This window comes from Streptomyces violaceus (assembly GCF_036014075.1).
Lineage (GTDB): Bacteria > Actinomycetota > Actinomycetes > Streptomycetales > Streptomycetaceae > Streptomyces > Streptomyces violaceus.
Genome location: NZ_CP107911.1, coordinates 7,228,168 through 7,241,081 on the forward strand (window position 1 = coordinate 7,228,168; position 12,914 = coordinate 7,241,081).

General features: G+C 70.9%; 13 protein-coding genes and 1 tRNA gene. 9 read left to right on the forward strand and 5 right to left on the reverse strand.

What is annotated here, in order from left to right:
- Positions 1-191: 191 nt before the first annotated feature.
- Positions 192-276: transfer RNA gene (locus tag OG542_RS32525), tRNA-Leu, on the reverse strand.
- A gap of 195 nt (positions 277-471) precedes the next feature.
- On the opposite strand from OG542_RS32525, the gene OG542_RS32530 reads away from it, so the two are divergent.
- The 3 genes from OG542_RS32530 to OG542_RS32540 all read left to right on the forward strand — a co-directional run bounded on the left by OG542_RS32530 (position 472) and on the right by OG542_RS32540 (position 3,204).
- Positions 472-1,797 (forward strand): M20/M25/M40 family metallo-hydrolase, encoded by a 1,326-nt coding sequence (locus OG542_RS32530; RefSeq protein WP_193480344.1) that lies wholly within the window; start codon positions 472-474, stop codon positions 1,795-1,797.
- Positions 1,798-1,946: 149 nt separating this feature from the next.
- A complete protein-coding gene (chpH, locus tag OG542_RS32535) occupies positions 1,947-2,180 on the forward strand; it encodes a chaplin ChpH (RefSeq protein ID WP_193480343.1) in 234 nt (77 codons plus the stop codon).
- 139 nt (positions 2,181-2,319) lie between these two features.
- Positions 2,320-3,204, forward strand: a complete 885-nt coding sequence (locus tag OG542_RS32540; RefSeq protein WP_328415499.1) for a chaplin — start codon at positions 2,320-2,322, stop codon at positions 3,202-3,204.
- 79 nt (positions 3,205-3,283) lie between these two features.
- On the opposite strand, the gene OG542_RS32545 is transcribed toward OG542_RS32540, so the two are convergent.
- A complete protein-coding gene (locus OG542_RS32545) occupies positions 3,284-3,472 on the reverse strand; it encodes a DUF5703 family protein (RefSeq protein WP_010045410.1) in 189 nt (62 codons plus the stop codon).
- Positions 3,473-3,519: 47 nt separating this feature from the next.
- On the opposite strand from OG542_RS32545, the gene OG542_RS32550 reads away from it, so the two are divergent.
- On the forward strand, positions 3,520-4,257 hold the full coding sequence (locus OG542_RS32550) for a hypothetical protein (protein WP_328415500.1): 738 nt from the start codon (positions 3,520-3,522) through the stop codon (positions 4,255-4,257).
- 62 nt (positions 4,258-4,319) lie between these two features.
- Here OG542_RS32550 and OG542_RS32555 read toward each other — a convergent pair whose 3' ends face one another.
- Positions 4,320-6,458: a helix-hairpin-helix domain-containing protein gene (locus OG542_RS32555; protein ID WP_328415501.1), complete on the reverse strand. Its 2,139-nt coding sequence runs from the start codon at positions 6,456-6,458 to the stop codon at positions 4,320-4,322.
- Complete coding sequence (locus tag OG542_RS32560) at positions 6,455-7,441, reverse strand: aldo/keto reductase (RefSeq protein WP_184597476.1); 987 nt, start codon at positions 7,439-7,441, stop codon at positions 6,455-6,457. The genes OG542_RS32555 and OG542_RS32560 overlap by 4 nt, the downstream gene beginning before the upstream one ends.
- A gap of 112 nt (positions 7,442-7,553) precedes the next feature.
- On the opposite strand from OG542_RS32560, the gene OG542_RS32565 reads away from it, so the two are divergent.
- Together OG542_RS32565 and OG542_RS32570 are read left to right on the forward strand one after the other, a co-directional pair.
- Positions 7,554-8,609 (forward strand): LLM class F420-dependent oxidoreductase, encoded by a 1,056-nt coding sequence (locus OG542_RS32565; RefSeq protein WP_328415504.1) that lies wholly within the window; start codon positions 7,554-7,556, stop codon positions 8,607-8,609.
- A gap of 229 nt (positions 8,610-8,838) precedes the next feature.
- A complete protein-coding gene (locus OG542_RS32570; protein WP_328415506.1) occupies positions 8,839-9,627 on the forward strand; it encodes a ferritin-like domain-containing protein in 789 nt (262 codons plus the stop codon).
- 10 nt (positions 9,628-9,637) lie between these two features.
- Here OG542_RS32570 and corA read toward each other — a convergent pair whose 3' ends face one another.
- Positions 9,638-10,633: a magnesium/cobalt transporter CorA gene (gene corA / locus OG542_RS32575; RefSeq protein WP_328415508.1), complete on the reverse strand. Its 996-nt coding sequence runs from the start codon at positions 10,631-10,633 to the stop codon at positions 9,638-9,640.
- A 61-nt stretch (positions 10,634-10,694) separates the two neighbouring features.
- Here corA and OG542_RS32580 point away from each other — a divergent pair, with 61 nt between their 5' ends.
- From OG542_RS32580 to OG542_RS32590, 3 genes are all read left to right on the forward strand, one after another.
- Positions 10,695-11,381, forward strand: coding sequence for a histidine phosphatase family protein (locus OG542_RS32580; protein WP_328415510.1), 687 nt, complete (start codon positions 10,695-10,697; stop codon positions 11,379-11,381).
- A gap of 78 nt (positions 11,382-11,459) precedes the next feature.
- A complete protein-coding gene (locus tag OG542_RS32585) occupies positions 11,460-12,050 on the forward strand; it encodes a DUF3090 domain-containing protein (RefSeq protein WP_184597466.1) in 591 nt (196 codons plus the stop codon).
- Positions 12,014-12,844, forward strand: a complete 831-nt coding sequence (locus OG542_RS32590; RefSeq protein WP_328415513.1) for an SCO1664 family protein — start codon at positions 12,014-12,016, stop codon at positions 12,842-12,844. The genes OG542_RS32585 and OG542_RS32590 overlap by 37 nt, the downstream gene beginning before the upstream one ends.
- The last annotated feature ends 70 nt before the right edge of the window (positions 12,845-12,914 follow it).

A 12,914-nucleotide genomic window follows, 5' to 3' on the forward strand; every position in this document is an offset into this window, starting at 1 on the left:
AATACTCTAGTGGTCGGGTGACTTCGTCCTGTCATGTCCGCCACTCGGAGGCAAACGCCAGACACCGCTCAGATGCGGCGCCGCCCACTCCCACCTGGGCTTCTCCCGGCGGGGCGAGACGTCGCCCACATTCCTCCGGACCCAGGGAGAAACGACGAAAAGCCCCTCGACGAGAGGGGCTTTTCGATCTGTGTCCGAGGGGGGACTTGAACCCCCACGCCCGATAAAGGGCACTAGCACCTCAAGCTAGCGCGTCTGCCATTCCGCCACCCGGACAAGGTGTCTGTCGCGCGGGTTCTCCCCGCGGCGACGACGTAAACATTACCAGGCTTTCGAGGGTGGCCGATCACCCCCGCCGCGCCCCGGCCGGGGTGTGAACGGCGTGTGACGGGCCGGGAGCGGTCTTGGGGACCGGGCCGTGTGGAGAGAGGATGAGAGGGACCCACCAGCAGTGACAGCGGGAGGAAGCACGTGAGCGAGACGGACACGGCCAGGAGCGTCACCGGCGAGGACGAGGTCGTGGACCTCTGCCGCGAGCTGATCCAGATCGACACCAGCAACTACGGCGACCACTCGGGTCCGGGCGAGCGCAAGGCGGCCGAGTACGTCGCCGAGAAGCTCGCCGAGGTCGGGCTCGAACCGCAGATCTTCGAGTCACACCCGGGCCGCGCCTCCACGGTGGCCCGGATCGAGGGCGAGGACCCCTCCCGGCCCGCGCTCCTCATCCACGGCCACACCGACGTCGTACCGGCCAACGCCGACGACTGGACCCACCACCCCTTCTCCGGCGAGGTCGCCGACGGCTGCGTGTGGGGCCGGGGGGCCGTCGACATGAAGGACATGGACGCGATGACCCTGGCGGTCGTCCGCGACCGGCTGCGCAGCGGGCGCAAGCCCCCGCGCGACATCGTCCTCGCGTTCCTCGCCGACGAGGAGGCGGGCGGCACCTACGGTGCCAAGCACCTCGTGCGCAAGCACCCCGGCCTGTTCGAGGGCGTCACCGAGGCGATCAGCGAGGTGGGCGGATTCTCGTTCACCGTGAGCGAGCAGCGCCGGCTCTACCTCATCCAGACGGCCGAGAAGGGCATGCACTGGATGAAGCTCACTGTGGCCGGCACGGCCGGGCACGGGTCGATGATCCACCGGGACAACGCGATCACCGAGCTGTCGGAGGCCGTCGCGCGGCTGGGGCGGCACAAGTTCCCGGTGCGGGTCACCAAGACCACCCGTGCCTTCCTCGACGAGCTCGGTGACGCGTTCGGCACGGAGCTCGACCCGGAGGACATGGAGTCGACCCTCGCGAAGCTCGGCGGCATCGCCAAGCTCATCGGCGCGACCCTGAGCAACACGGCCAACCCCACGCAGCTCGGTGCCGGCTACAAGGTCAACGTCATCCCGGGCGAGGCGACCGCCCACGTCGACGGACGGTTCCTGCCCGGGTTCGAGGAGGAGTTCCTCGCCGACCTCGACGGGATCCTCGGCCCGAAGGTGCGGCGCGAGGACGTCCATGCGGACAAAGCCGTCGAGACCACCTTCGACGGGGCGCTCGTCGAGGCGATGCAGTCCTCGCTGCTGGCCGAGGACCCGACCGCCAAGGCGGTCCCCTACATGCTCTCCGGCGGGACGGACGCGAAGTCCTTCGACGACCTGGGCATCCGGGGCTTCGGCTTCGTGCCCCTGAAGCTGCCGCCGGAGCTGGACTTCGCGGGCATGTTCCACGGCGTCGACGAGCGGGTGCCGGTGGACGGCCTGAAGTTCGGCGTGCGGGTGCTCGACCGGTTCATCGACGCGTCCTGAATCGGACCACCGGTACGACGATATTCGCTCGCCCGTACGGAACCGACTGGGAAGAGTGAATGTGACCATAAGCTCGTAGCCTCATTACTCCCTCCTCGTTACAGGTAATGCGATCGCAAGATGGGTCGCTTTGCCAACTAGGAGGAATAATGATCAAGAAGGTCGTCGCTGCTGCGGCTGCCACCGGTGGGCTGGTTCTCGCGAGCGCGGGCCTGGCCGTCGCCGATTCGGGTGCCCAGGGTGCCGCCGTGCACTCCCCGGGTGTCGTGTCCGGCAACGTTGTTCAGGTGCCCGTTCACGTCCCGGTGAACGTCTGCGGCAACACGGTCTCCGTGATCGGCCTGCTGAACCCCGCCTTCGGCAACACCTGCGTCAACAAGTGACGCTTCCCCCTCTCTGAGGGGAGCTCAAAAGCCATCGGTCCCGGAGCGCGTGCCATGCGCTCCGGGACCGAACGCTTCTTTCGATGAATTCGATAAGAATTCGAGAATTCGAGACAGGGCCGAAGGTAGGTATTCAGCAATGCGACAGGTCACCCGCAAGGGTCTGATGACCGTGGCGGCCGCGACCGGCGTGATCGCCGCCGCGGGCGGCTCCGCTTACGCCGACTCGGGCGCGCAGGGCTCCAGTTCGGGCTCGCCCGGCGTGCTCTCCGGGAACACGGTGCAGGCGCCGGTGCACGCGCCGGTCAACGTCTGCGGGAACACGGTCAACGTCATCGGTGTCCTCAACCCGTCGGTGGGCAACTCGTGTGCCAACAAGGGCGGTGGATCGCCGTCGGGCGGCCACGGCGGCTCGCACGCGGGCGGCCACGCCAGTGACTCGCCCGGCGTCGGCTCGGGCAACCACGTCCAGGTACCGGTCCATGTGCCGGTGAACGCCTGCGGCAACAGTGTCGACGTCATCGGCGTCGGCAACTCGACCACGGGCAACGACTGCGCGAACGGCTCCGGCGGGCATCACACCGACCCGCCCGGCGGCGGATACGAGACGCCCGGGCAGCCTGGCGAGCCGGGGAATCCCGGGAACCCCGGCAACCCGGGGGAGCCCGGCAATCCTGGTGAGCCCGGCAACCCGGGGGAGCCCGGCAACCCGGGGGAGCCCGGCAATCCTGGTGAGCCCGGCAACCCGGGGGAGCCCGGGAACCCCGGTGAGCCTGGCAACCCCGGGAACCCGGGCAATCCTGGTGAGCCTGGCAACCCCGGGAACCCGGGCAATCCTGGTGAGCCTGGCAACCCCGGAAACCCGGGCAACAAGCCGGGCGGCCAGTTCGTCACTCAGCCCGAAGGCGACGCCCAGCTCGCTGAGACCGGCAGCGACCTGCCGCTCGGCCTCACCCTGCCGGCCGGTGCGGGCGCGCTGCTGGCGGGCGTGATCCTCTACCGCAAGGCGCGTGCCTCGGCCTGACACCCCCGGCAAACGGAGCGGGCCCCGCCGATGCGGGGCCCGCTCCCGTGTACGCCTTCTCCCGGTGCGCCGTCTCAGCTCACCACGTGGCCCGCACCTGGCGGATGATCCGCCGGCGCAACCGCACCTTGCGGCTGCCGTCGCGCAGCAGGCTCAGACGGTGCAACTCCCAGTGTCCGTACTCGGCGTGGTCCGTCAGCAGACGTGCCGTTTCCTTGCGGGAGACCCCGCGCGGTACGTACACGTCGACAAATTCGTATTCCGGCATCGCATCTATTGTGCGGGCTGGGGCCTGGTACGGATAGCGTCTGCACTATGTCTGATGCTGCGCAGCCCACCGCTGCCGAGGTACGCGCCGCCGCCGAGGCGGTCAAGACCGCGCTCGACCGCCACCTGGCCGCGGTCGAAGGCAGGTCGGGGGAGGACGACCCGGCCGTCTACGAGGCGTTCAACCAGCTGGCCGCGGCCGCAGAGGTGTACGACGAACTGCTCTACGACCGATACGACGAGGTCACCCCCTTCGAGATCCCCGGTGCGGAGGACGCGCTGCCCCCGTACGCGGGCCCCGAGGAACCGCACGCGCTGAGCGTACTGATCCGCCGCGACTACGCCGTGGCGGAGCCGCAGCGTCTCCTGGCGCAGGCGCAGCGGATCGAGGCCGCGGAAGGCGAGGACGGCCCGGCCGCCTCCGGGACGACCCACGGCGCGCTCGGCCTGCTGTTCGGCGAGTTCGAGCCCGACGAGATCGCCTCCCGGCACAAGGAGTTCGGGCTCGAGGAGGGCGACTCCACGCTCTGGGTGATGGCGGCGGACGAACCGGCCGACCCCGGAGAGTGGCTGGAGGCCCCGTTCGAGCAGGTCGACCCGCAGCAGGTGGTCTGCCGCTTCGACGTCAGCGCCGTCTTCGACGATGTCGAGGACGACGATGACGATGACGACGAAGACGAAGAAGAGGGCGACGAAGGAGAGGACGACGACGGCGACGACCTCGACACCGACCTGGACGAGGACGAGGACGAGGACCTGGAGCGCCTGGACGCGGACCGTCGCTGAGCGCACACGTCAGTCGCCGGACGGCGGTGGTCACGGGGACGGCCCCGTGACCACCGCCGTTGTCAGCTCCCGGCGACCTGCGGAGCGAGCAGCACCGGAAGCCGGGTTGTCCGGGGCTTCGCCGAAACCTCGGCCACGGCTCGGGGCAACGCCTGTTCCACGCCGTGCACCACGGACAGATGGCGCTCGGCCCGCCCGAACGCCGTGTACACCCAGGGCCGGCTGAGCGCCTGCGCGGCATCGCCGGGCAGCACCACGACCACCGCGGGCCACCGGCTTCCCACCGCCTGGTGCGCGGTCAGCGCCCACCCGTGCCGTACCGACTGCTCCACCCGCTCCTTCGGTACGACGACGGCCTCGCCCTCGCACGACAGGTGGAGCCCCTCGGCGTCCGCCTTCACCACCCGGCCCGGCAGCGCACGGCCCGGCACGGGGGAGTGGACGATCCGGTCACCGGGGTCGAAGCCGCCGAAGCGGCCCGGGCCCGGATTGAGCCGCTCCTTCAACGCCGTGTTGAGCGCACGGGTGCCGACGGCGCCGCCGTGTCCCGGTGTGATCACCTGCGTCTCCTCGGCCGGTACACCGATCGCCCGCGGCACCGAGTCGACGACGAGCTGCACCGCCCGGTGCACCGCCTCGCCCGCGTCCCGAACCGGCACGATCACGACCTCCTTGCCGGGGGCCTCGACCTGGTTCAGCTCGCCGATGCCGATACCCGAGACCAGCTCGCCCAGCGGCCCGGGATCCGGCCGCCGCGAGGCGACCTGCGGGCAGATCCGCGCCGCGAGCAGATCCGCGAACACCCGCCCCGGCCCCACGGACCACAGCACCGCCGGGTCCCCGGCCAGCACCAGCCGTGCCCCGTCGGGCAGAGACTCCGTCAGCAGCGCCGCCGTCTCGACGTCCAGCTGCGGCGCGTCGAGCACGATGAGCAGATCGAGATCCAGGGCCCCGTCGGCATCCCGGCCGGGCCCTTCGAGGCCGGCGAGCAGCCCGGAGACGGTGGTGACGGGGATGCGGCCCTGATCCGCCGTGCCGTCCGGATCGGAGCCCAGCAGGGCGGCGAAGCGGGCGCGGCCGATCGGGCCGTGCGTGGCGGCCCAGGCCCGCAGTCCGAGGGAGTGCGCGGCGGTCAGCAGCGCGGCCGGCTCGGCCAGGGACGCCTCCCCGCCGGTGTGCAGGACCAGGCCATGACCGGCGACCGCGCGCAGCAGCTCACCCGCCGACCCCTGGGCCGCGGCGGCGACCCGCTCCCACTCCTCGGCCGAACCGTCCTGCTTGGGCGCCGAGTTGACCAGCCGGGCCAGACCGTCGGCCAGGCTCTCCTCCGCGAGCGCGTACCGCTCGAGACCGACCAGGACACGGACCGGACGCTCCTCGTCCTCCTCCGCGTCGTCCTGCTCCGCCCGGGCCGGCGCACCGGTCTCCTCCAAGGCGTCCTGGAAGGCCAGCGCGTCACCCTCCGCGATCGCGTCCTGCACGGCGCTGTCGGGCTCCGGCACGCCCCGCTGTGCCAGGGCCGCGAGGAGCGCCGGCATCTCCAGGGCGGTGTGCCCGGCCAGCGCGGCCTGCTCCAGAAGCCAGACGGTGACGGCCCGGCCCCGTCGCTCGTCGTCCGGGCCGCACTCGGCGCCGAGCAGCGCCCGCGCGAACCCGTCGGCCTGCTCGGGCCGCACGCCGGCGACCCGCAGCAACTGCCAGGGGTCCGCACGCAGCCGCTCGTCCGCACCCTCGCCGAGTGCCTCGGCCACCTGCGGCGCGAGCGTCTCCGGAGCACCGCCCTCGCCGAGCACCCGCCGCACGGCCTGCACCGCCTCCGGCGCGGGAGCCGGTGACGCGGCGATGGTCTCGGCCGGCACCGGCCGCGGTTGCCGTACCGGCTCCGGAGCGGAGCGCCGGGGCGCGGGCGAGGGCTCTTCGAACACCGTGGCCGCCGGCTTCTCACCGCCCTCCACGGCCCGTACGGCGGCGAGCAGATCGGCGGCCCTGCCGCTCAGCTTGGTGCCGCTCTCGATCGGGGCCTTCTTCTCGGCCTTCCGCTGCTCGATGCGCTCCCGCTCGGCCTGCTGGGCCCGCAGCTCGGCCTCGGCCTCGGTCACCTGACCGGCATCGGCCGCGTCCCCCTGGGCCTCCTCGGTCTCCGCACCACCGGTCGGCTTCCCCGGCTCGTCGTCCTCCGTGGTCTCCGGCTCCGTGCTCACAGCGTGCTCCAGTCGTGATCGGGATAGCGGTGCACAGGCGCCGACACATCGTCGAGCGCCCGGCAGATCTCGTCAGGAAGACTAAGGGCCTCCACTGACAATGCGGCCGTGAGCTGCTGCGCGTTGCGCGCGCCGACGACGGGAGCGGCCACCCCCGGCCGGTCACGGACCCACGCCAGGGCCACCTGGAGCGGCGTCACGGCGAGGCCGTCGGCGGCGGTCGTCACGGCGTCCACGATGCGGCTCGCGGTGTCGTCGAGGTAGGGAGCGACGAACGGGGCGAGGTGCTCCGAGGCACCGCGCGAGTCCGGCGGAGTCGTGTCGCCCCGGTACTTGCCCGTCAGCACCCCACGCCCCAGCGGGGAGGAGGGCAGCAGCCCGATGCCCAGGTCCAGCGCGGCCGGCAGCACCTCGCGCTCGATGCCGCGCTGGAGCAGCGAGTACTCCAGTTGCGTGCCCGCCAGCCGGGTCCGGGTGCCGGGGGAGGCGAGCTGCCAGGTGCCGGCCTTGGCCAGCTGCCAGCCGCAGAAGTTGGAGACGGCGGCGTAGCGGGCGCGGCCGCTGGCGACCGCGAGGTCCAGGGCCTGGAGGGTCTCCTCCAGCGGGGTGTCCGGGTCGAAGGCGTGCACGTGCCACAGGTCGACGTAGTCGGTTCCGAGCCGGGAGAGCGAGGCGTCCAGCGCGGAGAGCAGATGGCCACGGGAGCCGTCGAAGCGGCGATCGGGGTCCGGTACGCTGCCGGCCTTGGTCGAGATGACCAGGTCCCGGCGGGGCACCAAGCCGTCTATGAGCCTGCCGAGCAGGTACTCGGCCTCTCCGTCGCCGTACACGTCCGCGGTGTCGACGAGGGTCCCGCCCGCTTCCCAGAACGTCTTCATCAGGTCCGCGGCGTCGTGCTCGGCGGTGTCCCGCCCCCAGGTCAGGGTGCCGAGCCCGATCCGCGACACACGAAGGCCGGTGCGGCCGAGATGCCTCTGCTCCATGAACGCCGAGATTACTGGCCAGAACCTACGGTGTGGGGGGCTGTGGACGACGGATTTCCGCGCGCTATGGTCTGCGGACAAGGCACGTTACTGATGGGTAAGGGGAATCGGGATGCAGCTCGGTATCAACCTCGGCTACTGGGGTGCCGGCATGGACGCGGACAATCTGGCCGTCGCCCAGGAGGCCGACCGGCTCGGATACGCCGTCTGCTGGGCCGCCGAGGCCTATGGATCCGACGCCGCCACCGTACTGACCTGGGTCGCCGCCCAGACCGAACGGATCGACGTCGGCTCCGCCATCTTCCAGATCCCGGCCCGCCAGCCGGCGATGACCGCCATGACGGCCGCCACCCTCGATTCGCTCTCCGGCGGCCGCTTCCGGCTCGGCCTCGGCGTCTCCGGCCCGCAGGTTTCCGAGGGCTGGTACGGCGTCAGGTTCGACAAGCCGCTGGCCCGCACGCGTGAGTACGTCGAGATCATCCGCAAGGCCATGACGCGTGAGCGCCTGTCGTACGAGGGACAGCACTGGACGCTGCCGCTGCCCGGCGGCCCGGGCAAGCCCATCAAGCTGACCGTGCACCCGCAGCGCGAGCACATCCCGCTCTACATCGCCGCGATCGGCCCGAAGAACCTCGAGCAGACCGGCGAGATCGCCGACGGCGCCCTGCTGATCTTCCCCTCCGCCGACCACCTCGAGGACACGGCGATCCAGTACCTGCGGGCCGGCCGTGAGAAGGCGGGCAAGACCCTCGACGGCTTCGACATCTGCCCGACCCTGCCCCTGGCCGTCGGCGACGACAAGGACGTGGCCACGCTCGCCGACACCTTCCGCCCCTACACCGCGCTGTACGTCGGCGGCATGGGCAGCCGCAAGCAGAACTTCTACAACCAGCTCGCCCAGCGCATGGGCTACGAGAAGGAAGCAGCCGAGATCCAGGACAAGTACCTGTCCGGCGACAAGCAGGGCGCCGCGGCCGCCGTACCTCACGACCTGATCGACAAGACGACCCTGCTGGGTTCCGTGGAGCGCATCGCGGATCGGATGAAGGCCTATGCGGAGGCCGGTGTCACCACTCTCACCCTGGCCCCGGCGGGCTTCACGCTCGACGAGCGGATCGCGTCCCTGCGCGCCGGCACGGAGGCCCTGGAGCGCGCCGGGCTCGCCTGACGCGGCTGAGCCGACGGAGATTTCTGCGGCCGTGGTGGGGGCTCGGGGGGTCTTCCCCGCCACGGCCGTCACGCAGAACAACGCGGGGAGCCGCCGACGGTTACGTCCTCCATTTGGCGGAGTTGTCCGTCGCACCTGTTGCAGCACCGTACGGCCCGCACTTGACTCGTTCTTTGCGGAAACTGCGGAATCCTGCAGCACGCGCACGCGCGCGGGAGAGGTGCCCACGATGCTTTCGGCCAAGAGTCTGTTCCAGGAGATCCTCGCCAACGACGAGTCCTTCGCCCTGTTCTGCTCCATCGCCGCGAGCGGTGAGTCCCAGGGCGGCTGGGAGAACGCCCGTATCGCCGCGCTCGTCCCGGAGAGCGAGCGGGGTCTCGCCCCCAAGATCACCCGCCACGGTGCCGACGAGGACAAGCACGGGCGGATCTTCAACGCCCTGATGAAGAAGCGCGGTCTCGATCCCGTCCCGGTCCCGCCGGAGACCGACTACACAATGCTCCTGGAGAAGAACGGCATCGGCCTCGCGCACGAGCAGCTGGGGCGCGACGAGCGGCTCGCGGTCCAGGACATCGTCACGTACCTCTCGCACAGCAGGGTCACCGAACAGCGCGCCTCCGAGCAGATGGACCTGCTCCGCAAGCACTTCGCGGACGACCCCGACATCGGCCGCGCCGTCAAGCAGATCTCCGACGACGAGGACAACCACCTCGCCTACTGCCACGAAGAACTGCTGCGCTTCGCCTACGCCGGGCACGGCCGGGCCATCCAGCGGACCCTGCGGGAGTGCGCGCTCGCCGAGATCCGGATCTACCGGGACGTCAGCCTCGCGGTCATGGCGAACATGGGCCGCATCCTGGGCTGGTCGAAGGCCAAGTCCGCAGTGCTCGCGGCGGGCATCCACGCCGTGTACGCGTACGAACGGCTGGGCGGCTGGCGCCGGATGGTGTCCCTGGAGATGCCCGAGCGCCGCGACGCGCTCGGCGGACCCGCGTCCGCGGCACCCGAGTTCGCCTGAGCCGGCCCGCCTACAACCAGCCCCGGCGTTTGAACAGGCGGAACACCAGCACCTCGAGGACGGCCATCACCGCGATCAGCACGGGGTAGGACCACTCCCAGCGCAGCTCGGGCATGTGGTCGAAGTTCATGCCGTAGATCCCCGCGACCATCGTGGGGATCGCGGCCATGGCCGCCCACGCGGAGATCTTCCGCATGTCGTCGTTCTGCCGGACGCTCATCTGCGCCAGATGAGCCGAGAGGATGTCCGACACCAGCCGGTCCAGGTTCTCCACCGACTCGTTCACGCGCGTGAGGTGGTCGCTGACGTCCCGGAAGAAGGGCCGGGCCCGGTCGTCCACGAACGGCACCGTCACGCCGGACTGCGCCGTGCCCGCCAGCCGGCTCATCGGCAGGGCCAGCGGCCCGGTCGCCCGGCGGAACTCCAGGACCTGGCGTTTGAAGTCGTAGATCCGGGACGCGGTGTGCCGTGAGCCGCCGTCGTCCGGCGAGAAGACCTCCGTCTCCAGCCCCTCCAGGTCGGCCTGCAACTCGAACGCGACGTCCAGGTAGTGGTCGACGGTGGCGTCGGCGATCGCGTACAGCACGGACGTGGGGCCGTTGCCCAGCAGCTCCGGCTCCTGCTCCAGCCGGTGCCGTACGGCCTTGAGCGGGGCGCCCTCGCCGTGCCGGACGGTGACCGCGAACGAGTCACCCAGGAAGATCATGAGCTCGCCGGCGGAGACGGCGTCGCTCCGCGGCTCGTACACCACCGGCTTGAGGACCACGAAGAGCGAGTCGTCGTACACCTCCAGCTTGGGCCGCTGGTGGGCCTTGAGGGCGTCCTCGACGGCCAGTGGATGCAGCCCGAACTCCTGGGTCACATGGTCGAATTCGCGCTCCGTCGGCTCGTGCAGCCCGATCCACACGAAACCGCCTGCCGTACGGGCCGCACCCAGGGCGTCGGAGAGATCCTCGGGCCCTTCCGTGCGCTGCCCGTCGCGGTAGATGGCACAGTCGACGATCACGAAGCGAGTCTCCCGTCACTCGAACGACACCGTACGCACGCGTGCGCCTACGCTGGATCGCATGCCCACGTTGATCCTGGTCCGGCACGGACGTTCCACCGCCAACACCGAGGGACTGCTCGCCGGCTGGACGCCCGGTGTCGCCCTCGACGAACGGGGCGCCGCGCAGGCCGCCGAGCTGCCCGGGCGGCTCGCCGAACTGCCCCTCGCCGAGATCGTCACCAGCCCGCTCCAGCGGTGCCAGGAGACGATCAGGCCCTTTCTCCAGGCCCGGCCGGAACTGAACCCGCACACCGACGAGCGCATCGGCGAGTGCCACTACGGCGACTGGTCCGGGCGCAAGCTCGCCGAGCTCAAGGACGAGCCCCTGATGGAGGTGGTGCAGGCGCACCCGTCCGCGGCGGCCTTCCCCGGCGGCGAGTCGATGCGGGCCATGCAGACGCGCGCCGCCGAGGCCGTGCGCGAGTGGAACGCGCGCGTGGAGCGCGACCACGGCGCCGACGCCGTCTACCTCATGTGCTCGCACGGCGACATCATCAAGTCGCTCGTCGCCGACGCACTCGGACTTCATCTGGACCTCTTCCAGCGGATTTCCGTTGAACCGTGTTCCATCACAGCGATCCGTTACACACGACTGCGACCGTTTCTCGTCCGCCTCGGCGACACCGGCGACTTCACGTCCCTGGTGCCGCGCGAGGAACCGCCGGGCGACGAGGCCCAAGTCGGGGGTGGTGCGGGCGCACCGTGATCGTCGGCCGCAGTAGGGTGAAGCGGTCGCACCAGTGCCGTAGTCACACGGTTCCCACGATTCCAATGGAGACAGGACGTGTCCCGTCAGGTGTTCCTCTACGACCATCCGGAGCGTTTCGTGGCCGGTACGGTCGGGCTGCCCGGGCGCCGTTCGTTCTTCCTCCAGGCCACCGCCGGCTCCCGGGTGACCAGCGTGGCCCTGGAGAAGACTCAGGTCGCCGCGCTCGCCGAGCGCATGGACGAACTGCTCGACGAGGTCGTACGCCGTAGCGGAGGCAGCGCCTCCGTCCCCGCCGTCGCACCGTCGGAGATCAACGACAGCGCCCCGCTGGACACCCCCGTCGAGGAGGAGTTCCGGGTCGGCACCATGGCGCTCGCCTGGGACGGCGACGAGCAGCTCATGATCGTCGAGGCGCAGGCGCTCGTCGAGCTCGACGCCGACTCCGAGGAGGACCTCGCCGAGGCCGAGGAGCGGCTGCTCCAGGACGAGGAGAACGGGCCGCCGATGCTGCGGGTCCGGCTCACCGGCGCGCAGGCGAGGGCCTTCGCCAAGCGCGCCCTCGACGTCGTCAACGCCGGGCGGCCGCCGTGCCCGCTGTGCAGCCTCCCGCTCGACCCGGAAGGACACGTATGTCCGCGCCAGAACGGATACCGCCGCGGAGCGTGACACCTCCCGAAGACCCCGCCGAGCTGCTCGCCCGGGGCGAACTCACCGCACGCGGACGCATCCGTGACGCATCCAACGCCGCCCTGTACTGCACGGTGTCGTACGACGGCCGGGAAGCGGCCTGCATCTACAAACCGGTCGCCGGGGAGAGGCCCCTGTGGGACTTCCCCGACGGGACGCTCGCCCAGCGCGAGGTCGCCGCGTACGAGGTCTCCGAGGCGACCGGCTGGGGCCTCGTACCGCCCACCGTGCTGCGCGACGGCCCCTACGGCGAGGGCATGTGCCAGCTGTGGATCGAGGCGGCGCCGGACAAGGAACTGCTCGCGCTGGTCGACGGTGAGGAACCGGAGCCGGGCTGGAAGGCGATCGGCTTCGCCGAGGTCGGCGAGGGACGAACCGCGCTGCTCGTGCACGCCGACGACGAGCGGCTGCGGCGGCTCGCGGTGCTGGACGCCGTGATCAACAACGCCGACCGCAAGGGCGGACACCTGCTGCCCACCGGCGACGGGCGGTTGTACGGGATCGACCACGGGGTGACCTTCAACGCCGAGAACAAGCTGCGGACCCTGTTGTGGGGCTGGGCGGGGGAGCCGTTCACGCGGGAGGCCGCCGACGTCCTCGAGGGCCTCAGGAAGGATCTGGCCGAGGGCGGGGCCCTCACCGCGCGGCTCGAACCGCTGATCACCGGCGCCGAGATCGACGCCGCACGCGCGCGTGTCGGTGCGCTGCTCGCCTCGGGGACGCATCCGGAGCCGAGCGGGGAATGGCCGGCGATTCCCTGGCCACCCGTGTAGCAGCACAGACACCGAGCTCGCGCAAGAACGCCTTCTCGGCCGTCCGGACCGCTCCCATTCGTATATGGAA